The sequence below is a fragment of the Acetobacter senegalensis genome (genome assembly GCF_001580995.1).
GTDB lineage: Bacteria > Pseudomonadota > Alphaproteobacteria > Acetobacterales > Acetobacteraceae > Acetobacter > Acetobacter senegalensis.
The window spans coordinates 1-596 of sequence record NZ_LHZU01000008.1 but is presented as its reverse complement, the minus strand read 5'-3'; the positions used below and the strand labels follow the sequence as shown (position 1 = coordinate 596).

Annotated in this window: 1 protein-coding gene; it reads left to right on the top strand. The window is 56.5% G+C overall.

Annotated elements, in window-relative coordinates; translation table 11 throughout:
* The coding region (locus AD948_RS00040) for an AMP-binding protein (RefSeq protein WP_156478853.1) at positions 1 to 596 on the top strand (596 nt) is incomplete at both ends.

The window sequence follows — 596 nt, the reverse complement described above, 5'->3', positions numbered from 1 at the left end:
TACACCTCAGGTTCAACAGGAAAACCCAAAGGTGTCGGTATCACTCACAAAAACCTGGCCCGACTTCTGAATGCGACGGCGCAATGGTTTGAACTGGGATCTGATGATGCCATCCCGATGTTCCATTCGTACGCCTTCGACGTTTCGGTCTGGGAGATCTTCAATGCCCTCGTCTGGGGTGGCCGTCTGGTCATGGTGCCTTACTGGACCGCACGTGATGCCACGGCTTTCCACGCCCTGCTCAGACAGGAACACGTTACGCTGCTTAACCAGACCCCGTCGGCCTTCATTCCTCTGATGCAGGTAGATCTGGAAGCCCCGGACAAGATGAACTCTGTCAGAGGGATCGTCTTTGCTGGTGAGAAGCTCGAACTGCCCACCTTGCGGGCATGGATGGAGGCCCGCGGCGTGGCGGCCCCACGACTGGTCAATATGTATGGAATCACAGAAATCACCGTCCATGCGACCTATCGAGTTATTACTCTTGATGACGTCAACAGAGATGATGGACAGAGCCTTGTCGGTGTGCCCATTCCAGACCTGTCGGTGCGCGCCATGGATGACAGCCTGCAGTCCACCCCCGCAGGTGGTGTCGG